At 57.0% G+C, this 21,485-nt stretch carries 20 protein-coding genes and 1 pseudogene; 20 read left to right on the top strand and 1 reads right to left on the bottom strand.

What is annotated here, in order from left to right; genetic code table 11:
• The 13 genes and pseudogenes from QMC91_RS01160 to QMC91_RS01220 form a co-directional block, all read left to right on the top strand.
• A pseudogene (locus QMC91_RS01160) lies at positions 1-354 on the top strand (methyl-coenzyme M reductase subunit alpha); the annotation flags it as partial.
• 192 nt (positions 355-546) lie between these two features.
• Positions 547-1,446, top strand: coding sequence for a tetrahydromethanopterin S-methyltransferase subunit E (mtrE, locus tag QMC91_RS01165; protein ID WP_300234144.1), 900 nt, complete (start codon positions 547-549; stop codon positions 1,444-1,446).
• Entirely contained in the window at positions 1,443-2,294 is an 852-nt protein-coding gene (gene mtrD / locus QMC91_RS01170) for a tetrahydromethanopterin S-methyltransferase subunit D (protein WP_300234145.1), read from the top strand. The genes mtrE and mtrD overlap by 4 nt, the downstream gene beginning before the upstream one ends.
• Positions 2,295-3,146: a tetrahydromethanopterin S-methyltransferase subunit MtrC gene (mtrC, locus tag QMC91_RS01175; protein ID WP_300234147.1), complete on the top strand. Its 852-nt coding sequence runs from the start codon at positions 2,295-2,297 to the stop codon at positions 3,144-3,146.
• Between the two features lie 2 nt (positions 3,147-3,148).
• Positions 3,149-3,433, top strand: a complete 285-nt coding sequence (gene mtrB / locus QMC91_RS01180) for a tetrahydromethanopterin S-methyltransferase subunit MtrB (protein ID WP_300234149.1) — start codon at positions 3,149-3,151, stop codon at positions 3,431-3,433.
• 11 nt (positions 3,434-3,444) lie between these two features.
• Positions 3,445-4,167 carry a tetrahydromethanopterin S-methyltransferase subunit A gene (gene mtrA, locus QMC91_RS01185; RefSeq protein ID WP_300234151.1) on the top strand — a complete coding sequence of 241 codons (723 nt, stop codon included), beginning with the start codon at positions 3,445-3,447 and terminating at the stop codon, positions 4,165-4,167.
• 5 nt (positions 4,168-4,172) lie between these two features.
• Positions 4,173-4,385: a tetrahydromethanopterin S-methyltransferase subunit F gene (locus QMC91_RS01190; protein ID WP_300234153.1), complete on the top strand. Its 213-nt coding sequence runs from the start codon at positions 4,173-4,175 to the stop codon at positions 4,383-4,385.
• Between the two features lies 1 nt (position 4,386).
• The gene (gene mtrA / locus QMC91_RS01195) at positions 4,387-5,127 is read left to right on the top strand and encodes a tetrahydromethanopterin S-methyltransferase subunit A (protein WP_300234155.1); all 741 of its coding nucleotides are present in this window, start codon (positions 4,387-4,389) and stop codon (positions 5,125-5,127) included.
• A gap of 15 nt (positions 5,128-5,142) precedes the next feature.
• A complete protein-coding gene (gene mtrH, locus QMC91_RS01200) occupies positions 5,143-6,180 on the top strand; it encodes a tetrahydromethanopterin S-methyltransferase subunit H (protein ID WP_300234157.1) in 1,038 nt (345 codons plus the stop codon).
• A gap of 276 nt (positions 6,181-6,456) precedes the next feature.
• Entirely contained in the window at positions 6,457-7,149 is a 693-nt protein-coding gene (locus tag QMC91_RS01205) for a GTP-binding protein (protein WP_300234161.1), read from the top strand.
• On the top strand, positions 7,146-8,180 hold the full coding sequence (locus QMC91_RS01210) for an ATP-binding cassette domain-containing protein (RefSeq protein WP_300234165.1): 1,035 nt from the start codon (positions 7,146-7,148) through the stop codon (positions 8,178-8,180). Before QMC91_RS01205 ends, QMC91_RS01210 begins: the two co-directional genes overlap by 4 nt.
• A 2-nt stretch (positions 8,181-8,182) precedes the next feature.
• Entirely contained in the window at positions 8,183-8,320 is a 138-nt protein-coding gene (locus tag QMC91_RS01215) for a DUF4213 domain-containing proteins (RefSeq protein ID WP_300234169.1), read from the top strand.
• Between the two features lie 9 nt (positions 8,321-8,329).
• Positions 8,330-8,947, top strand: a complete 618-nt coding sequence (locus QMC91_RS01220; RefSeq protein ID WP_300234173.1) for a DUF364 domain-containing protein — start codon at positions 8,330-8,332, stop codon at positions 8,945-8,947.
• 234 nt (positions 8,948-9,181) lie between these two features.
• Here QMC91_RS01220 and QMC91_RS01225 read toward each other — a convergent pair whose 3' ends face one another.
• Entirely contained in the window at positions 9,182-10,147 is a 966-nt protein-coding gene (locus tag QMC91_RS01225; RefSeq protein WP_300234175.1) for an EF-Tu/IF-2/RF-3 family GTPase, read from the bottom strand.
• A gap of 119 nt (positions 10,148-10,266) precedes the next feature.
• On the opposite strand from QMC91_RS01225, the gene QMC91_RS01230 reads away from it, so the two are divergent.
• From QMC91_RS01230 to QMC91_RS01260, 7 genes are all read left to right on the top strand, one after another.
• Positions 10,267-11,217 (top strand): iron chelate uptake ABC transporter family permease subunit, encoded by a 951-nt coding sequence (locus QMC91_RS01230; protein WP_300234180.1) that lies wholly within the window; start codon positions 10,267-10,269, stop codon positions 11,215-11,217.
• A complete protein-coding gene (locus tag QMC91_RS01235) occupies positions 11,214-12,470 on the top strand; it encodes an ABC transporter ATP-binding protein (RefSeq protein WP_300234184.1) in 1,257 nt (418 codons plus the stop codon). Before QMC91_RS01230 ends, QMC91_RS01235 begins: the two co-directional genes overlap by 4 nt.
• Positions 12,471-12,548: 78 nt before the next feature.
• Entirely contained in the window at positions 12,549-13,616 is a 1,068-nt protein-coding gene (locus tag QMC91_RS01240; RefSeq protein ID WP_300234188.1) for an ABC transporter substrate-binding protein, read from the top strand.
• 232 nt (positions 13,617-13,848) lie between these two features.
• On the top strand, positions 13,849-17,619 hold the full coding sequence (locus QMC91_RS01245; RefSeq protein ID WP_300234191.1) for a PQQ-binding-like beta-propeller repeat protein: 3,771 nt from the start codon (positions 13,849-13,851) through the stop codon (positions 17,617-17,619).
• Positions 17,616-19,598 (top strand): helical backbone metal receptor, encoded by a 1,983-nt coding sequence (locus QMC91_RS01250; RefSeq protein WP_300234195.1) that lies wholly within the window; start codon positions 17,616-17,618, stop codon positions 19,596-19,598. Before QMC91_RS01245 ends, QMC91_RS01250 begins: the two co-directional genes overlap by 4 nt.
• 6 nt (positions 19,599-19,604) lie before the next feature.
• Complete coding sequence (locus QMC91_RS01255; RefSeq protein WP_300234198.1) at positions 19,605-20,726, top strand: PQQ-binding-like beta-propeller repeat protein; 1,122 nt, start codon at positions 19,605-19,607, stop codon at positions 20,724-20,726.
• 54 nt (positions 20,727-20,780) lie between these two features.
• Positions 20,781-21,482: a sugar phosphate isomerase/epimerase family protein gene (locus QMC91_RS01260; protein WP_300234201.1), complete on the top strand. Its 702-nt coding sequence runs from the start codon at positions 20,781-20,783 to the stop codon at positions 21,480-21,482.
• Positions 21,483-21,485: the final 3 nt, after the last annotated feature.

Consider the following 21,485-nt stretch of genomic DNA (forward strand, 5'->3'; position numbering starts at 1 on the left):
CACAAGGACGGCTGGTCACGTCTCGGGTTCTTCGGCTACGACCTCCAGGACCAGTGTGGTTCCGCGAACTCGCTCTCCATCGAACCCGATCGCGGTCTGATGGGAGAACTGCGTGGGCCAAACTACCCGAACTACGCGATGAACGTCGGTCACCAGGGCGAGTACGCTGCGATCGTCGGCGGTTCACACTACGGCCGTGGCGACGCGTTCTGCTACAGCCCCCTCGTCAAGATCTGTTTCGCCGACCCGGCACTGAAGTTCGACTTCGCCGAACCGCGCCGCGAGTTCGCAAAGGGTGCAATCCGCGAGTACATGCCCGCCGGCGAGCGTTCGCTCATCATCCCGGCCCGGTAAATCTAAACCAACTTTTTTTTCTTTAGTGCAAATACTATAGAGTAAATAGAACGTTCTGGGCGAATTTTTACGTTTCGTCGCGATATCTGCGAAACTTTTCGAAACCTTTAATTAAATCATAAACAACTGTTAAATGAACCAAAAAGGTTTTAACTCATACTTCGGTGCGTGTGCACTGGAGGAGGATGCTGAATGGAAGAGATCATATTTGGCATCGGCATTACCGCATTGGCAGGTGCTCTTGCAGCCGTAGCCGGCGCTGCGGAAGACACTGAATCTGATATCGGGTCGCAGGGCGACCCTAACTCACAGGTTCAGCTGGCTCCGCAGATGGGATACGTTCACCGCATATTCAACAAGGCGATTGCCGGTGAACCTCCCGCGTACGGCCTCTGGGTTGCTCTGGGTGCAGGCCTTGCCTGGGCATTCATGGCGATGCAGATAAACCCGATACTTGCAATCGTGCTCGGAAGCGCTCTCGCGGTCTTCGTGCAGGGTGTATATGCGACAACCGCATATCTGGGGCGTACTGCAAGTCTCTCCAAGTTCGAACAGCCGGTCTATATCGATATCCTGAAATCGATGACGACCGTGACCATGGCGCACGCATTCGTAGCGATCTTTGCTACTGTCACGGTGTGTCACCTGATGAACGGTGCGCTCGGTCACCCCTTCCCGCTTCCGTTGCTGGGCCTTGTGTGGGGTATCGCGCTCGGTGCGGCCGGATCTGCAACGGGTAACCCGTTCTACGGAAAAGAGCGGCAGTACCAGAATCAGGCGTTTGGGGCTGGTGTTCCGATTGCCGCGTCCGGCAACATCGTTCGCTATGCTGAGGCCGGTCAGCGGAATTCGATCGACAACGGTTTCTTCAGCGCCAAACTGGGTGGCCCTGCGTCAGGTATCTGTTTTGGGCTGATCGTCTTCTTTGAACTCTGGCGTACCGTGGTCTTTGAACCGGTCGCCGCCGGATGGGGAGCGATCATAGTCGGTGTTGTTGTGATTCTGATCTTTGCCATAATTGACCGCTACATTGAGGTCTGGGCAAGGAAGACCTTTGGTCCCTACACGACTCCAGAGGAGGCATCGTCATGACCGCACTCGGTGCGCCCAAACAGGCGGGAGGTTTCCAGCCACCCACAGCCATGGGTATCGTTCTCAGTGTTGTCCTCATAATCGTTGCACTCGCGCTTTCCTTCCTACTTGTACAGACAGCCGGGCTGGTAGCCCTTATCGGTATCATCATCGGCGGTGTCCTGATCGGGTTTGGCGTCCATTTCGTCCCGGTCGGCGGTGCGCCAGCTGCGATGGGGCAATCCCCGGGTATCGCAACCGGTGTTGCGATGCTCGCCGCCGGTGCCGGTCTGGCCGGACTCTTTGCTGGCGCTTGGGCTGCTCCACTCGGACTCGCTATCGCTGCAGCCAGCGGTGCGATCGGTGGCGGGCTCCTGATGGCGATCACGTGTACCATGGTCAACGTAATCTACGTCTTTGGCATGGGTATACCGGCAGCTTCGGGTAAGGTCGCAAAGGATCCCATCACGGGCGACACCTTCCCTGAGTACAAGAGCCAGGGTACCGAGGGGCACGGCCTTCCGTTTATCTCCTGGGTTGGTGGCGTCATCGGCGGTGCACTCGGTGGTCTTGGTGGGACGCTCATCTACCTTGAGCTTCTCGGAATCTACCAGGCTCAGCTACCGGTAATCCTTGGTGCGACGGTCGAGCAGATCGCACCCGTTGCCGTCTCGCTAGCGGGCATCTTTGCGATCGGTATGTTCCTGGTCAACGCTGTGCTTGCGGCATACAACATCACCGGTACCATCGAGGGGCCGCACGACCCCAAGTTCAAGCGGTTCCCGAGGGCGATCATCGCAGCTGCCGCGGCATCTGCTGTTGCAGGCGTCATTGCACTCGGGCTGTTCCAGCTGCTGGGGGTATTCTAAATGACAGTAAAGGTTGAAGTTGGGGCAGGCGGCGTCCCGCACAACAAGGTCATGATCTACGGTCTTGTGGGTTCGTTCATCTTTCTCTATCTCACGTACCTCAACACCTACCTGCAGGCTCCGTATCTTGCGTTCTTTGGCGGGCTTGCCGCAGTCGCTGCGCTAGTCTGGGGTGCCGACACGATCAAGCACCTCTGCAGTTACGGTCTGGGTACCGGTGTCCCTTCAGCGGGTATGATCGCGCTTGGCTCAGGCGTTCTCGCTGCGCTCTTCGGAGCAACGACCGGGGTGCTGACGCCCATCGTTACTATCATCCTCGCTGCGATCATCGGGGCGATTACCGGATTGCTGGCCAATCATGTGGTCAGGATGGATATCCCGGCCATGGTGTCCTCGCTGACCGAACTTGCGATCGTCGGTGCGATCACAGTTCTCGGTCTTGCAACGATGGCCTGTGGGACTTTTGAGTTCCTGGGTATGATCACCGGCACGTTTACGTTCCTCGGATTCACCGTGCAGACCTACGGGATGTCTGTCATCGGTGGCGGCGTCATCGCCGTGATCTTCATGCTCGGTGCTATCGCCATCCAGCACGCGTTCAACGCCTGTCTTGGACCCGGGGAGAAGCAGGACCGGACGCTCATGCTCGCCGCGGAGTGCGGGTTCCTAAGCATGATAACCGTCGCGATAATCTCGTTTGCGTTCATCGAGACTTACGCCGCTCTCCTTGCGTTCCTGGTCTCCGTAATCGGGTGGATTTACACCTACAAGCGATACATCGACCTCTCGAAGCGTGACGCATACGCCTGGCTTGACGCCAAGCCTATTATCGAGCCCAAGGGAGGTGCCTGAGAATGGCTTACGTTCATGTGCTGCCAGAGTATGGGCTGGTCGTCGACCCGATGGTCGGTATAGTCACCACCGTTGGCGTCTCGTACACGCCAGTACTCGAGCAGGTAGCAGAACTCGAGAAGATCACCGAGGACCTTGTTGATATGCTCTCCGGAGAAGGCAGTTTCCTGTCTTCGTTCCCGAACAGGGGAGGTGTCCTCAAGATCGCCGGAGGTGTGACCGCATTCTGGTATGGCATGGCAATTGGTTTTCTGATTGCCGGTGTCGTCGTATTAGGACTGCTGTGAGGTGAAAGAACATGGTTGAGAAGAAATCACCGGCCAGTGGCTGGCCGATCGTCAAGGGCGACTTCCATGCGGGGGATCCGCAGAGTTGCGTTGCCGTCGTCACCATGGGTTCCCATCTCGACGAGCAGGCCATCTGCGATGCCGGAGCCGCGATCGCCGGGTCATGTAAGACGGAAAACCTTGGCCTTGAGAAGGTCATCGCAAACGTCATCTCCAACCCCAACATCAGGTTCGTCCTCTGCTGCGGTACTGAGGTGAAGGGGCATCTTGCCGGGCAGAGTTTCATCGCTCTGCACCAGAACGGTGTCTCCGGTGGAAAGATCGTCGGTGCTCAGGGTGCCATTCCGTTCATCGAGAACCTCTCTGAAGAGGCGATCAAGCGTTTCCAGGAGCAGGTTGAGATCGTCAACATCATGGAGACGGAAGACCTGGGCGCTATCAAGGCCAAGATCGCGGAACTGAAGGCGAAAGATCCGGGTGCCTTCCCCGCAGAGCCCATGATCGTCGAGGTCAAAGAGGCGGGCGGTGTAGAAGAGGAAGCGACCGGCGAGGTCCAGCCGCTTTCCGGCGAACTGGCACTGATACACGCACGGATGAAGGTTATCGAGCGGATGGTCACCGACATAGGCTATCGCAACAGGTTTGCCGCCGGTGTCTATGCGGGCAAGATCGAGGGGCTCATGATCGGTCTGATCGTCTCGTTCGTGATCCTGGGGTTCATCTTGCTGGGGTGAGATAAATGGTAGAAGAAACTACAAAGGCAACCGGCCCCATCCGGATGACCGCAATCAACAAGATGATGGACTCTATCCGGTACAAGGCACAGATCCTTGCCAGAACGAACAAACTGGATTCAGGTATCATGGATTCGGGGATCATAGGATTCGCGATCGGGCTTGCTCTGGTCTTGATCTTTATCCTGGTTCCTGCACTGTTGCTGGGAGGGATCTAACATGGTTGAGAAGAAATCACCGGCCAGTGGCTGGCCGATCGTCAAGGGCGACTTCCATTCGGGGGATCCGCAGAGTTGCGTTGCCGTCGTCACCATGGGTTCCCATCTCGACGAGCAGGCCATCTGCGATGCCGGAGCTGCGATCGCCGGGTCATGTAAGACGGAAAACCTTGGCCTTGAGAAGGTCATCGCAAACGTCATCTCCAACCCCAACATCAGGTTCGTCCTCTGCTGTGGTACTGAGGTGAAGGGGCATCTTGCCGGGCAGAGTTTCATCGCTCTGCACCAGAACGGTGTCTCCGGTGGAAAGATCGTCGGTGCTCAGGGTGCCATTCCGTTCATCGAGAACCTCTCTGAAGAGGCGATCAAGCGTTTCCAGGAGCAGGTTGAGATCGTCAACATCATGGAGACGGAAGACCTGGGCGCTATCAAGGCCAAGATCGCGGAACTGAAGGCGAAAGATCCGGGTGCTTTCCCCGCAGAGCCCATGATCGTCGAGGTCAAAGAGGCGGGCGCTGGTGCGGCAGAAGTTGCCGTTGCAGGTGTAAACCCGCAGTTCCTTGAGATCGAGGAGAGACTCGACGCCATCGAGGAGAAGATCGAGTTCGTGGACTCGGAGATTGCCCAGCGCGTCGGAAGAAAGATCGGGCGCGACATTGGTATTCTCTACGGACTGGTCGCAGGTTTGATTGTGTTCATGATGTTGCTGGTATTACTGCCCAAATTGGTTGAGTATCTGTAAGGAGGATTGACGAATATGTTCAAGTTCGAAAAAGAACAGGTGGTACACGACTTCAATGGTACCAAGCTTGGCGGGCAGCCTGGAGAGTATCCGACGGTGCTCGCCGCATCCATCTTCTACAACAAGCACGAGATTGTTCTGGATGATCATACCGGAAAGATCGATAAAGAGACAGCTGAGGCACTCTGGAACCGTTGCCAGGAACTCTCGGACATTACCGGGATTCCGCACTTCATCCAGATCATTGCGGAATATGGTGAGGCGTTTGAGAGTTACATCGACTGGTTCTGCAGCATAGATGACAAGACGGCCTTCCTGATGGACTCGTCCGTCCCGGCGGCGCTTGCACACGCCTGTGAATATGTTACGCAGGCCGGTGTTGCGGACCGTGCGATCTACAACTCCATCAACGGTTCGATCCAACCCGAGAACATGGAGGCTCTTGCAAAGAGTGATGTGAACTCAGCCATTGTCCTTGCCTTCAACCCCGCCGACCCATCGGTCGCTGGTCGTGAGAAGGTTCTGGTCGAGGGCGGTGTCGCCGGCCAGGAACTCGGTATGCTCACGATCGCAGAGAAATGCGGGATTACCCGCCCGATCCTTGATACCGCAGCAACCCCGCTAGGGCTCGGTTCTGGCGGCGCATACCGTGAGATCCTTGCTTGCAAGGCGATCCATGGCCTCCCGACTGGTGGTGCCTACCATAACATGACTGTCTCCTGGACATGGCTGAAGCGCTGGAAGGGGACGAAGAAGAACCCCTCGGAGCAGCTGGCTGGCCTGGAGGGTAAGGATGCGCTGGTCAAGCAGCTCCTGCACCACTATCTTGGTGGACTGGATGGAATGCGCCAGGCGGCCTGGTCTGCGCCCGATATCGGTTGCAACATGATCGCAAGCACACTCGGTGCGGACCTGATCATGTACGGCCCGATCGAGAACGTCGAGGCGATGATCACCGCGCAGGCCTACACCGACATTGTCGTGATGGAAGCTGCGCGTGACCTCGGTATCGAGCCGCAGGCGGAAGAACATCCGTTCTTCAAGTTAATCTAAATAAAACCACCTTTTTTCAAACGGTTTCTGTCCCCCACAGGAGCGAGGTTTAGCACACGCGTGAACCGCGGGCAGCCTGTGTGGATCGACCTGCCAGGTGAGGTAAGGTGGGGTGGCCCGGGCTAACGCCTGATCCCTGGCAAACCCCGGGAATACACTGGGCATCGCTTCCGATATTCTGGGTGATGAATTGCTCTGGATGTCAGCGCTGGCGGAGGGGGGGCGCAGTCACCAAATGTTATACATTACCCAAATCCATATCAAAAGAACAACACCATGAAGTTGATTACAGTTGCAGGTCCGCCATCTTCAGGTAAGACCTCTGTGATACTCAAGACAATCGAAGCCCTTGGACAGCCAGCAGGAAGTGTGGGTGTTGTAAAGTTCGACTCGCTCACCTCCTTTGACCACCAGCGCTACGATGAAGAGCAGATTCCCAACCAGACCGCTTTTGCAGGAAAGATCTGTCCGGATCATTTTTTCGTAAGCAATGTTGAAGGTGCGGTCGAATGGGGTTTAAAGAAGGGGTTGTCGGTTCTTGTCACAGAAAGTGCAGGTCTATGCAACCGGTGCTCGCCATATGTGAACGGGATTTTATCGGTTTGCGTAATTGACAATCTCTCCGGTATCAACACGCCGAGGAAGATCGGGCCAATGCTGAAATACGCCGACATCGTCGTTGTCACCAAGGGGGATATCGTTTCTCAGGCGGAGCGGGAGGTCTTTGCCTTCAATATCCGTGAGGTCAATGCATCGGCAACCGTTCTTTTCGTCAACGGAATTACCGGTCAGGGAGCGGTTATGCTTGCCCGCCACTGGCAGGACGCCCCTGAGATCCAGACGCTTCGCGACCGCAAACTCCGGTTTACCATGCCTGCTGCCATCTGTTCATACTGTACCGGTGAGACGCGTATCGGAGAGATCTACCAGATGGGGATGGTCAGGAGAGTGGAGTTTGACGACGTATGAAGCCCATTGATTATGTTGCAGAGGTTTCTTCTGTTCCACTTGGTGAGATCCTCCGGCGCTATCCTCTTGTGGCCGATTATCTCGCCAACATCCGGTTGAACGGGGTTGACGAAACCAGAACGTTACCGGAGGTCCTTGAGGATATCGATGAGGATATGCTTGAGGAGTTCGGGCTTGACCGTGAGGAGGTCATATACCATCTCTCTGCATTTCTTGCGGCGTTCTCTCCCGTGAAGAGTTCTGTTGACGAGATATCCTCCATCACGATCCTGGGTGGACGGGACAAGGTGGGAAGACCTGAGATGGTCGAGTTGACTGTTACGCCCGGTGAGGTGGTAAGTATCGTAGGTCCGACGGGGTCGGGGAAGAGCAGGCTGCTTGAGGATATTGAGTGTCTTGCTCAGCGTGATACGCCAACAGCAAGGCAGATTCTCATCAACGGGTCGGTTCCGGACGTCAATAAGAGATTCACCTCAGGGGGAAAACTGGTGGCCCAGCTCTCGCAGAACATGAACTTTGTTGTGGATCTAACCGTGCAGGAGTTTCTGGAGATGCATGCAAAAAGCAGGATGATCTCAGATTCTGCACCGGTTGTGGAGAAGTGTTTTGCGGTTGCAAATGCTCTCGCAGGTGAGAAGTTCACACCCGGGACGAAGGTCACCCAGCTCTCCGGCGGGCAGTCACGGTCGTTGATGATCGCCGATACCGCTCTTTTGAGTTCCTCCCCGATCATCCTTATCGATGAACTCGAGAACGCCGGACTCGATCGGCGGGAGGCAATCAAACTCCTTATCGGCAACGAGAAGATCGTATTCATATCAACGCATGATCCGCTGCTGGCCCTCCGTGCCAATAAGCGGATCGTCATCCGGAACGGTGGTATTGCAAAGGTTATCGAGACGACCGCCGAAGAAGAACAGACGCTTCGAAAGATTGAAGCAATCGATTCCATACTCCTTGATATTCGAAATCAAATCCGGGGAGGAGGGTTTGTCACAAAAGATAGTGTCCCGGAATTTCAGGAGAGATGATCATGTGGGAATTATATGATGCACTGATTGAAGGGATCCCAGACGACATCATCGTTGATGGTATTGTTGTTGGCGGGGAGATGACGTACGTTGAGGCAAACGGTGGCATCGGCCTTACCTCGTACCGTGATTATGTCTAGCGTGCCCCGATGATTACCGAAAACAGGATTGGAAAGCCATTAAAAGAGGTGGCCGGGTGTGTGAAGTCATGGAACTTTCGGGAGGCTTCTATCGGTCATGCGGCGATCAACGCCTGGTACAATCATCCGGATACTGCCAGGGTGGCAGGGATCGAGATCGCGGAGAAGAAGCGGGTTGAGGAACGACTGAAAGACCCGTTCATAAAGTCCCAGAACGTTGTGAAGGGCAGGAAGGTCTGTGTTGTAGGTCATTTTCCGTTCCTCGAGAAGCTGATTGCCCCGGTCTGTGACCTGAGTATTGTTGAGTGGGACCCGGAGGAAGGAGACTATCCGTATTCTGCCTGTGAGTATCTGCTGCCGGAGTCTGATTATGCGTTTTTGACCTGTGCTGCCGTCGGTGACAAAAGCATGCCGCGACTCCTTGAACTCTCAGAAAATGCAAAGGGTGTGACGATCGTGGGTCCTGGAACCCCGCTATCATCAGTATTCTTTGATTACGGTGTCACCGATCTTTCGGGTTTTGTGGTAACAGATGTTACACTTGCCAGACGGATCGTTGCAGGAGCGGAAAGCCGGCGGATATTCGGGGCGGGGATGAAGGTGGAGTACCTCCGACCGGAGGTTTGAAGGGGGTTGCGGCATATCTTTCGGTCTCATTGTCTTTTTTGAGACCCCGCTTCGTCTCTCCGGGACGGTTTTTTGTGGGCAATCATCGCACACTGCTCTCACCCCTCATTTGAGCGGCATGGCGGTGGGACGATCGCCGAAGGGCATTAAATGGCGTGTGATTTGAGGGTTATTGGGTGTAACTTACGGGAAAAGGTGGAGAGTTTGTTGTTCATATCGTTGTGTTACCGCCGCTCAGGACAGCTCTATATGCCCGGCGATCCTGAGTTTCCCGCCCTCGAGATAGTGTAGCACCGCCGTATCACCGGGGAGGTAGACGAGGTCCTTCTCAAGCGCGAGCGTGAGCGTCGGTCTCCGCCTCTCCCCGTCGTCCTGCACCGCCTCGACCCGTGCCGGTATGAACTGCATCCAGTGGCCGAGGTGGAGCACCATCCCGGGCGTGATAGGCGCCGGCCAGTACCTGACCAGCGTTGCCCGCGCCTTGATCCTCCCCCCTACGCATATGGCCGGATCATTTGAAAGGACATACCCGCGGTCGAGGTCTTCGGACTCGATGTTCTTGAGCGCGAGCCCCACACGGTCGCCCTCTGCGGCCCGATCAAAGTCGTCGTCATGCTTCTGGATTGAGCGCACGGCGACAGTACGTTCTCCAGGATAGACCGTCAGGATATCGTGTTTCCTGATCTCGCCCCGCACAACGCCGCCAAGGATGACAGTTCCTATGCCGCGGACGTTGAAGTGGTGATCGATGGTTACCGTTCCCCTGGCACCGGCCTCTGGAGGAACGGCTTTACGGGCGTGTGCCCGGGCGATCAACCGTTCACGAAGCGCTATAGGGTCGTCGTCGATGAACTCATAGCCTTCGAGCACCGTCCCCCGGAGTAGCGGCGCAAGATCTGCAGGGGTGAGGTAGTTCTTGAGTATTATGCTGCCCCGCTCTACTCCTGTTTCATCGAGCATAAGCACCCATTCCCCGAATATCGGGGTGATCTCGTTCAGAACGATGATGGCCTCATCAGCCATCGATGCAGCATAAAAGAGCGGAGCCAGTCGCTCCGGGTAGCGCGCAGGCTCGATAAAGGTTACAGTATCCTCGCCCTTCTTCAGGTTATAAAAGATGATATCAGACTCCGTGCCCTTCTTCCCGAGGTCTTTTGCATAACCGGTGGGGCCGAGCACGGCAACATTCAGGTTGCCCATATGCCAGATCTCTTGGTTTTCGCGGGGTATGAGGTTTGCTCCGTTCGCGAGGGACGGGCATCTCCCGCACCTTAATCCAAATAATTTTAACAAAGTAAATTTAATTTTTATATCTGACTATGCGGAGGACAGCACCGCTAATTATCCTGGCACTCATCTGTGCACTTCTAATCAGCGTGGGCTGTGCAGTCACCCTCGGACCGGCTGGCATCCCCATTAAGACCCTCCTATCTTCACCAACCACCCTGATGATCTTCTGGGACGTTCGTCTTCCCAGGGTGATCACCGCGGCGCTGGTCGGTTGTGGGCTTGCCGTGGCGGGCACGGCGATGCAGGGGCTCTTCCGGAACCCCATGGCAGACCCCTACATCATCGGTACCTCATCTGGCGGGGCGCTCGGGGCCACGATCGCCATAGTTCTCTTTGCCGGCAACGGCCGTCCCGTGCTGGCGTTCCTGGGAGCGATGGCCGCAACCTTCACCGTCTACTTCATCGCCAGGAGCGGGGGAAAGATCCCGGTCGAGACGTTGCTCCTCTCCGGTGTCGCACTCTCAACGCTTCTTTCAGCTCTCCTCTCCTTTCTGATGTATACCGCGGGGCGGAGCCTCCACCAGATCATGTTCTGGCTGATGGGTGGGTTCTGGAACGTATCCTGGAACGACTTCTTCATCGCTCTCCCTATCCTGATGGGGTGTGGAGGGGTCTACCTCTTCGCACGGGATCTCAACGTCCTCTCCCTGAACGAGGAGGATGCGATCCATCTCGGGGTGAACGTCGAGCAGGTAAAAGGGATACTCCTTGCTCTGAGCGCGTTCGTGACGGGGATAGCCGTTGCAGTAGCGGGATCGATCGGGTTCGTAGGGCTGATAACCCCTCACCTCATGCGTCTTATCGTCGGGCCAGACCATCGCGTCCTCATTCCAGCAGCCGCACTTGCCGGGGCCATCCTCCTTGTGTGGTCAGATACCCTCACCAGGACGTTTACAAACGATATGCCGGTCGGGATCATAACAGCATGTTTCGGTGCACCGTTCTTCATATACCTCCTGAGGAGCCGGATGAAAGCATGAAGCCTATCGAGATCATCGGGGTCGACGTATCCTACGGGGCAAAGAAGATCCTGGAGGAGATCTCGTTCCACGCGGATAAGGGCGAGATCCTGGGGATCATCGGACCTAACGGTTCGGGGAAGACGACACTGCTCAAGGCGATGACCCGGGTCGTTGCCAGGGACTGCGGGGAGATCCTTCTCGAGAGCCATGACCTGGATACCCTGGGGCACCGTGAACTTGCCCGTCGGGTTGCGGTCGTTCCACAGGATATCTCGATCGGTTTTGACTACACGGTGCGTGATATCGTCATGATGGGGAGACACCCCCACATCGGGAGGCTTGCCTCCGAGACGGCACGGGACGTGGAGATCTGTGAGCACGCCATGCGTCTTGCAAACGTCGCGCACCTTGTCGATACATCGGTGCACGATATCAGCGGTGGGGAACGCCAGAGGGTGCTCATCGCCAGGGCGCTTGCACAGGAACCAGAGATCCTCCTCCTCGACGAGGCTACCTCAAACCTGGATGTCAGTCACCAGGTCGAGATCCTAAACATCATCAGAGGCCTTACCGGGAGGATCACGGTGATCAGCGTCTTTCACGACCTGAACCTGGCTGCATACTACTGTGATCGACTCCTCCTCCTCAAGGAGCGGAAGGTCTACGCCATCGGGGCACCTGCGGATGTCCTTACATGTGAGAACATCCGTGAGATCTTCGGGATGGAGACGCTCGTCAGACCACACCCACTGACCGGGAGACCCTACGTCCTGCCGGTCTACATGCAAACCACTGATGTCGGGGTGAACAGGCGGGTGCATGTCATCTGCGGTGGGGGGACGGGGTCGGATATCCTTTACCTGCTCCGTGCTGCAGGGTTCACTGTCACCTGTGGTGTCCTGAACGTCCTGGATACGGATTACGGGACGTCCATGCACCTGGGCATCTCCACCGTTGCAGAACCCCCTTTTCATGGCATAACCACGGCATCCCTTGCGGCTGCCAGGAAGTGGCTTGACCGGGCTGATGCCATAGTCGTGACGGCAATGCCTATAGGGCCCGGGAACCTCGATAACCTTCGTGTGCTGCTCGATTACCCGGGAAAGCCCATCATCATCTACGCCGGGAACGGCAGCGCCCGGATGGAGGACTACACCGGGGGCGAGGCAGATGCGGTTCTGGCTGAGATTGAGACTCGGGGGGCGTTGAGGGTCGAAGGAGCGGAGGATCTCATCGCCCTCCTCTCGAAAGGGCAGTTCGGTCGTGAATAGGCCCCGGGTCCCATGTGGGAGAAGACGGGGTCGCCGGTCTGAGAAGTTATTACGCTCAATGAGATGCCTATTATGGTTATGCGATCCATACGCCTGACAATCTCTGTTTCGTTACTCGTGGTGTTCTTACTTCTTGCCGCTACAGCGGGTGCTGTGCCCGTAACTGCCGGGGCGCCACCGGTAGCGATGGCAACGGCCGATGGCGGGCGCAGCGTAACGCTGACAGACGCTCTCGGGGAGACTGTCGTCATCCAGGGAAGGCCGGAGAGGATCATATCGCTTGCACCTTCCAACACCGAGATACTTTATGCCCTCGGGCTTGAGGACCGGGTGGTCGCCGTCACCGATTACTGTGACTACCCGCCGGAAACAGCCGATAAACCTACGGTTGGTGGATTCAGCACTGTCAACATCGAAAAGGTGATCGCGATGAATCCGGATCTCATCCTTGCCGCGCCCGCCAATACGGAGGATCTCATCGACCGCTTGCGCTCGCTCGGGCTGACCGTCGTCACCCTCGACCCCCAGACGATCGAGGACGTCCTGGATGAGATCGAACTTCTCGGCCGGGTGACCGGTAATGAGGCGGAGGCCTCGACGCTTGTTGCGGAACTGCAGGCGCGCATCGATGCGGTGGTTGCAGAGACGGGAAACCGCACAGAACGCCCGTCTGTTGCTCACGTAATATGGTATGACCCGATCTGGGTCAGTGGCAGGGATACGTTCCAGGACGAGGTCATCACGCTGGCTGGCGGGACAAATGCGTTTGGTTCGCGTGAGGGCTGGAGTATCGTCAGTCTCGAGGAATTTATTACCACCGACCCCGACTACATCCTGGTCAGTTCTGGCAGCGGTATGGGTCAGGAGGGTTACGATGCCGTCTACAACTACATCGTGAGCGAACCCCGCCTCCAGAACCTTGATGCTGTCAGGGAAGGCCGTGTCTACGTCATCGATGCTGATATAGTCAGTCGCGGGGGACCGCGGATTGTGGACGCGCTGGAAGAGGTGGCGGCCATCCTCCAGCGGGAAACCCCGGCGCCGACCGCCCGGGCGACCACTGATGCGGCAGAGTCACCGGGGTCTGGTGTGGTCACGATAGTCTTTGCTCTGTTTGTGGTATTCCTGCTCTGGAAGGAGCGGTAGGATCGAAAAAGTTTGACCCGGGCAGGGGGCCAATATTTACCGCGAGATTTCCTGAGCGAGGGTTGCTGCCACAGCCCGCAATTTCTCTTTTTATAAACTTATAATAAACCATAAAAATGCCTGGAGGTCTCCAGAAACCAGGTTGAGACTCGGCTACATAAGCAATTTATATATAATTATATAAAATTAATTTTGTAAAGTTTTATTAATTTAGATAAAGTATATTTGTACTATGGCATCAGAACGGGTGCTCCCCCTTGCGGGATCTATTATCCTTTTGATACTGCTCGTTGGAGTGGCGAGCGCATCATATCCAATGTTCCACCACGATCAACAACGGACTGGCTACGTCCCCGAAGAGGGGCCGCAGACAGACGCCATCCTCTGGGTGGTGGAGACCGCTGAATGGGCTGATGGTTCGCCTGCGGTGTATAACGGAAAAGTCTTCGTCCCCACATGGCCTGATATGAACTTCGGCGAAGCCAACCTGATGGGGCTTGTCTGCTATGACGCGGTCACCGGTGTGGAGGTCTGGACGAATGAACTCGGCGGCGCCAACGTTGGTTCCGTCTCAGGGGTCGCTGTCGCTGACGGTTGTGTCTACCTCGGCGGGACCGATGGACGACTCTACTGCATCGATGAGGAGACGGGGGATACGCTCTGGGTGAGCGATCGGATTGACACCACCGGCTATTTTGGGCTCTCATCATCACCTCTCGTCTACGATGGAAAAATCTACGCCCTCTCCGCTTCAGATGGCGTGCTGCACGCCTTCAACCCTGATGGTACCGAAGCCTGGAGATTTGAGACCGGTAACGGTGTGATATACTTCACCTCTCCTGCCGGTTACGATGGAAAGATCTACTGCGCAGGAAACAGGAGCCAGATCTTCTGCATCGATCCTGCAACGCAGACCGCCATCTGGACATTCAATCAGGGGGGATCGGTAAAGTCTTCGCCGGTCATCGGCGGGGACGGAACAGTCTATTTCACCACCTCGTCGCGGTGCTATGCCCTCGACAGCACCACGGGCACAGAGCGCTGGAACAGTTCGGTGACCGGAACGATGTCGACCCCTGCCCTTGCCGGTAGGTATATCTATGCAGGGGCATATGATGGCCTCCACTGCCTTGACGCCTCGACCGGCGATGAGGAATGGCATTTTCCAGCAAAAGAGGTCAATGTTGCACCGATCGTTGCCGGTAACCTCGTCTATGCCGCGACAAATGAGGAGACAGGAACCCTGTATGCGGTGGACGCCGGGACCGGCGAACCGGTATGGTCGTACTCCCTCGAGGCCCCGGGCGACGGGACTTACTCCGCGTTCTACACATCATCACCCGCCGTATCGGGCGGTGTTCTCTACATCGGAGCCGAGAACAACCACTTCTACGCCTTCGGGGAAGGAGAGATACCTGGAGATACGTTTGCCGGATGGAGCGGAACTGTCGGTCTAACAGACGGTCAGACCTTCCGGGTCACTCCGTTCAACAACGATAGTGCCATCTACATCATCAACCGGACCTCAGCCCTCGGGGCTCTGGATGCCGCCGCAGTGAAAGGCGGGTTCAATTACACAGTCCAGGAGACGGAATGGGGTCTGTTCCTCTACTCTATCGGCGGTATCGCCTACAACGAGACCTCCTGGGACTCCTGGCTCTATTCAGTCAACGGCGTAGCCGCTGAGGTCGGGGCAGCCGATTATTCTCTCAAGGATGGGGATGTCGTCACCTACTGGTATGGTCCCTGGGGTTCATCGCCAGAAACCGCCCGTGCGGTAGTCAACATCACTGTCTCCATCCCGCTACCCCCCGCACCGGTCACCACGTTATGGGACGGAACGGTGACCCTCACAGAAGGAGAGACCTTCCAGTTCGTCCCCTCGAACAACGAAAGTGCCTCGTACACGATTAACCGCACCACTGACCTCGGGGCGCTCGCTGCCGCCGCAGTGAGCGGCGGTTTCACCTTCAACGCCTCCGATGCCTGGTATGCCTCCTACGGGTCGTTCCTGCTTGAAGATATCGCCGGCATTTCAAACGAGGACTGGACAGAGGAGAATGCACGCACATGGTCGATCTTCATCAACGGTGCGGCAGCTCCAGCCGGACTCGGAGCGAACTCTCTCGCGGACGGCGACAGGCTCGCCTTCTATTACTGCCCTGCGGATCCATCCACGTATGCCCCGCTCACCGACCAGGCCGACTACGCCGTCATCATCACCGTCAGCCTTCGCGACTTTGCGTGGGAGGGATCGGTCAGTTTAACAGACGGTCAGACCTTCCAGGTCACTCCGTTCAACAACGAGAGTGCCATCTACATCATCAACCGGACCTCAGCCCTTGGGGCTCTGGATGCCGCTGCAGTGAAAGGCGGGTTCAATTACACCCTTCAGGAGACGGAATGGGGTCTGTTCCTCTACTCTATCGGCGGTATCGCCTACAACGAGACTTCCTGGGACTCCTGGCTCTATTCAGTCAACGGCGTAGCCGCTGAGGTCGGGGCAGCCGATTATTCTCTCAAGGATGGGGATGTCGTCACCTACTGGTATGGTCCCTGGGGTTCATCGCCAGAAACCGCCCGTGCGGTAGTCAACATCACTGTCTCCATCCAGAAACCGGGTGGTGGTAGTGGCGGAGATGGCGGTGGCGGCGGTGATTCGTCACCCGCCTGGGTCAGCGTCACCCTTGCAGCGGGCACATTCAATCTCACCGCGACGAACAGTGGAAAGACCTACACGGTCGATCGGCAGACCGCGCTGGGGGCCCTCGATGCGACGGGGATCGCATACACCATCAACGACGCTTATTACCAGGAATACGGCTCGCTCTTCATTGACTCCATCAGGGGCAGGGCGAACGAAGGGGCCGCGGGCTGGATGTACCAGGTGAACGCTGAAAGCCCTGCCGTCGGTGCAAACGTATATACCGTCCAGAACGGCGACGAGGTTGTCTTCTTCTGGAGCGAGAGTATGACTTCAACCCCGGCAACATCGCGGGATGCCATCTTCATCAAGGTCGTGACCCCGGCGTCGTCCGGTGGTTCTGGATCTGGTTCATCAGGAAGCAGCTCCGGCAGATCTGGTTCCACATCAACCACCGCGACCACGGGAACCGGTGGATCAGGAGAGATCCTCTCGTTCTCCCTTGGGTTACCGGCAGGAGCCACTGTCAAACTCGGAGAGTGGGGTCAGAGTATCTCGGTTGATCTCACCGCGGGAGATAGATCCACGGAACAGGTAAACATATCAGGAAACACCATCATCATCAACCGGGAAGGTGTAACACTGGTCATCACCGCCCGGAACATCGATGAGAAGGGTGACCTGGCCACGGGCCTGATCGAGCATGTCACGGCATCGGTCGGGCCCGTCAGGGCCAATTTCAGCACGACGGGCGTTATCGCTGCATCAGTAAACTTGAACCTCACGGGCCTCCCGGGGGACGGCCAGATCAGGATCTCACTGAATGAGACCACCGATGCAGACACAGCGCGCGCATTCCATCTTGCCTCGGCAGAGAATGGCGAAGATATCACCGCAGTTGCCTACAGCATGACCGTCACGCGGATCAACCTTGAGAACGGTAGAGATATCGCCGGAGCGGTGATCACGATGGTCATAAACCCTGCTTGGGTGGATGAACATGGTGGTCTGGATGCTATCAGGATCGTGCGGTCTGCGGAGGACGGTACCTGCACTATACTTGATACCCGGCCAGTCGGTAGCGATGCAGATGGTAACCTGATCTTCGAAGCCGTATCTCCTGACGGTCTTTCCACTTTCGGCCTTCTGGCGGTCATGGCGGTTCCGGCCGCCGGAGAAGAGGAGACCGGGGCGATCACCCCGGCAACCACTCCTGGTAGCCTTACCACGCCGGCGATGCGCACAGCGGCAACGCTGTCCCTCTTATCACCGCACCTCATTATCGGTGTGATCGGTGTGTGCGCGATCCTGCTTGTGGGGGCGGCATCCATCCTTATCAAGCGGAGGAGAACCCGATGAAGCGGATCGGTCTCACCCTCCTCATCCTCCTCCTCTGTGTCGCCTCGTGCGGCGCTTATCCACTGAACACGGATGACCCTAGCATCCAGGTCTCGATTGATTATATCCGCGGTTGCCAGAAGAGTGACGGCGGTTTCGGGGAGATCGGGCGTGAGAGTAGTCCCGGCACGACGTCGTGGGTGATAATGGCAGCTGTCGCTGCTGGCGAAGACCCGCGGAACTGGGCGAACGGAGGAAACTCGACCATTGACTACCTCCGCTCGATGAACGACGAGATCCTGGCAAAAGGAGGAACCGTAGATATCGCCCGCACCATCCTGACTCTGGTCGCGATCGGAGAAGACCCCCGCGCTTTTTGCGGGACTGACTACGTCACGGAACTGAAATCCCGGGTAAAACTCGATGGCCAGGCAGGAGATCACGTTTACACGACCATCTGGACGATCATAGCCCTGGCTTCGGTCGGCGAAGATACTGATTCATCGGCTGCATGGCTGATAGCCAGACAGAACACCGATGGTGGATTTCCCTGGACGCCGGGCGCTGAGAGCGACCCGGACGATACCGGTGCCGCGCTTGAAGCCCTCGCAGCGTCTGGCGTCCCCAGTAATGCGACTGTGGTGCAAAAGGCTCTCGCCTACCTGAAAGGAATGCAGCAGGAGGACGGTGGGTTCCATTATGGTGGGACGAGTGCTACAAACGCTGCCTCCGATGCCTGGGTTATCCAGGGTATCGTCGCCTCAGGAGAGAATCCCGCCGCGTGGATGGTGGGGGAGAGGGGTGTGGTTGAGCATCTCCTTGGTTTCCAGAACCCCGACGGATCGTTTCGCTACACCGCTTACGTGACCGACAGTCCCTGCCGGATGACGGCAAGTGCGATACCTGCACTCCTTGGAATGCCTTACCCTATAACATCTGCACAGGTTCAGCAGCCACAATCCTCCACCACGGAACCGCACGAAACGATCGCTCCCCTGGTCGCAACCCCAACCCCAACCGTTACAACCGCTTCGGTGGTGACGGATAGCAGCCAGAGATCCGTTACAGTGACCGATGACTTCGGGGAGACCGTCACCATCAGGGGAACCCCACAGAGGATCGTATCGCTTGCCCCATCAAACACCGAGATCCTGTATGCCCTCGATCTGGATGACCGGGTGGTCGGCGTCACCGATTACTGCAACTACCCGCCCGAAGCGGCCAGTAAACCGCGGGTTGGCGGCTACAGCACCGTCAACATCGAGAAGGTGATCGCAGCGGAACCAGATCTGGTTATAGCTGCGTTCGGGAATACCGAGGATGTTGTCAACCGTCTGCGGTCGCTGGGGCTAACCGTTGTCTCCCTTAACCCCCTGACGGTCGAAGACGTCCTGCACGACATCGAACTTGTCGGTGTGGTGACCGGCCAGGAGGAAGAGGCCTCAACGCTCGTTGAGGAACTCCGGGCCCGCGTAGAGGCGGTGACCGGGAAGACGGAGACACTGGAGGAAAAACCATCGGTCACCCATGTCGTCTGGTATGACCCGATCTGGGTCAGCGGCCAGGATACGTTTCAGGACGAGGTGATAAGGATGTCCGGGGGTGTCAACGTATTCGATCAGGTCTATGGATGGGGTATCATCAGCCTTGAAGAGTTTATCGTCACGGATCCGGATTACATCCTGGTCAGTTCCGGAGATGGTATGGGTGAGAGGGGGCGCGATATCGTCTATGATTACTTCATGAATGAACCACGGTTGCAGGAACTCACCGCAGTCAGGGAAGGCCGCGTCTACGTCATCGATGCTGATGCCGTCAGTCGTGGGGGACCGCGGATTGTGGACGCGCTGGAAGAGATGGCGGCCATCCTCCACCCGGACCTCTTTGAGGCAGGCAGCCCGAAAGAGACCACCGTGGCTCAGTCGCCGGGTTTCAACGTGATCACTCTTGCCTGTGCGTTCCTTGTTCTTCTCCTGGTCCATGAAAGAGGCAGGAAGTGATGCAGCGTGCGGCAGAGCCAAACCCTAACCCTACTTTTTGCTGTTGTTGCGCTCGGCAGTCTCGCCTGCCCGGTCGCCGGGCAGGAGGTGTCTGGCAGCGAGGTCTGGCGATCCGGGGTTGGAGACCCGGTTATGGCGGTTGCGCTCTCAGAGGACGGTATATGCGGTCTTGTCATCACGGAATGTAATATCTACGTCTATGATCCGAACGCCACGGTTATCTGGCGTTACCCGGTATCCCACGGCGAGAGTGTGGCCATCTCATCTGACAGCGAACGCATCGTTGCCGCTGGGGACCATCTTCTGCTGTTTGACCGGGAAGGAACCATCATATGGCGTTATAAACCGGATTCCCGTATCCGGGACGTTGCTCTCACCGCTGACGGAAGGACCATCTGCACGGCAACCGATGTCGGCCTCCGCGTCTTCTCCCTGAACGAGGAGCGAACGGTCGCCAACGTCTCCTGGACGTTTGATGCGGGAGACCGGATCAAAAGTGTATCGGTTGATGGCGAGGCTACGGGTATCGTTGCCGGCGGGGCCGCGGGTGATGTATACTTCCTCAGCGGGGACGGGCACCTTCTCTGGACCTACAGAGCGGGTAATAGCGGCATCAAGGTGGTCATCTCCCAAGACGGGTCGACAGTTGCCGCAGCATCCAGCCAGCAGGTGATCCTCCTGAATCGAAACGGACGGCTACTCTGGAAGTCTTCGGTGTCGGGGAGGATCGCCGATGTTGCGATCTCCAGAGACGGTTCGACTCTTATCCTGGCAGATGGAGGTGTTGCAGTCTACAACCGGAGCGGAGAGAACATATGGACATACGCAACAGAAGAGGGTATCAGGTCTGTCTCCGCTCCATCTGGGAGTATGAAAATTCTAACCGGTGCGTTTGACGGGAGTGTATCGTTATTTGATCTGCAACCAGAAACCATGTCGGGCGGGGCACCAGATAATACTTTATCTAACGCCACCACCGCTGCCGCTGAACCATCTCAAACCAGCGGTGCCCTCCCTAATGGGCAGACAACCTCGCAACATGAGGCGAGGGTACTCTCCCCGGCAACGCCGGTTGCTGTGGTCGCATGTGTTGCCGCCTTGATGTGGTGGCGAAGAGAGGGACGGTAGGCCATATTTTCTATGCCCACACTGAATTCTATCGGCTGCTCAACCTGGTGCCTGATGGATCGGTCACTTGAGGAGGCGCTTGACCTGATCTCCAGCCACACGTGTCGTGCGGAGATCCTCTCTGACAGCCTTCACTCCCTCTTTATATCTGAAGAAGCCTGCCATTCATTCGACCTCCAGTATACGGTTCACGCCCCTACAGCTGATATAAACATAGCATCCGAGAACGAGTGCCTCCGGAAGGCGGCCATCCAGGTCATCGGAGACCTCGCGGAGGTCTGCGACCGTATCGGCGCTGTGAGGCTGGTTATCCATCCCGGGCACCTATGGGATGGGGGAACACGCGGTGCCGCACAACAGGCCCTCGATCGGTCGCTCGACGACCTTGCCGTGATGCAGCAGGAGGTAAACGTACGGTTTGCTGTCGAGAACATGGGGACGTGGGAGGTCTGTTTCTTCAGGGAACCGGAGTTCCTTGGTCGTCTTGCCGATACCGGACTGGGATTTGCCCTCGATGTGGGCCATGCCCACGCAAACGGCAACCTGGAAACATTCCTGGAACTGGGGGGAGCGATCCACGTTCACCTGCACGACAACTGCGGTAACCGGGATGACCACCTGGCATGCGGTGAGGGGAACATCGATTTTCGTCGCGTGCTGGCAGCCATCCCGGCGGGCGCCACGAAAGTTGTCGAATCGGTCTCGTTTCAACAGTTCGAGCGAAGCCTTGATTTCCTGGAGCGTATCACCCCATGAACG

This window comes from Methanoculleus sp. (assembly GCF_030019085.1).
In the GTDB taxonomy this organism is placed as follows: Archaea; Halobacteriota; Methanomicrobia; order Methanomicrobiales; family Methanoculleaceae; genus Methanoculleus.